Genomic DNA, 605 nt, shown 5'->3' on the forward strand with positions numbered 1-605 from the left:
GCTAATCCTTTAGCACTTATAGACTTTCTCGGTTTACCTTTTTTATCTTCCCATTCAATATCATCACCTGACATTTCTTGTAGTAAGTTATATTTGTCAAATGTCCGATAGTCCCCAAAGTCTTCGGATTCATTTTTTAGTAGTTTCCATACTTCTTTATTTGAGTACGCTGGGTGCTTAGTTAGTATGTCAATTAACAGCTCTTGAAAGTCATCAAAACGATTTTTAGTTACGGCTTTATTGCTTATATCTGCTTGAAACGCCTCTTGAGGTTTTTCCTCACGAGGTTTGAAGCACTTTTCAATATATTCCACCATACCAATGGGCACTAATAAATCATCGAAATTGATTGTTTTTATAGAAATATCGAGTTGACCACTGTCTTTATTAAGTAAAAAAGATTCAAGTCCATATTGCGATTCTGGATGTAATTCACCCCATTGAACAAGATATTTGTTTGGTAAGGTTGTGGAAAATGGATAAGCCTTATTTTCACGTTTTAAACCTTTAATGTCATCGATTCTTACATGGAAACATCGAACAGTTCCTTCCCTTAAAAGTGTCTTTTTATCTTGTCTTGATAAACGTGCTAACCCTGAATAGTG

General features: G+C 34.4%; 1 protein-coding gene. It reads right to left on the reverse strand.

The annotated features are described in order from the left end of the window. On the reverse strand, positions 1 to 605 hold a 605-nt coding region (locus tag H4J57_RS19540; protein ID WP_182243998.1), incomplete at both ends, for a hypothetical protein.

Source organism: Colwellia sp. BRX8-7 (genome assembly GCF_014077275.1).
In the GTDB taxonomy this organism is placed as follows: Bacteria; Pseudomonadota; Gammaproteobacteria; order Enterobacterales; family Alteromonadaceae; genus Colwellia_A.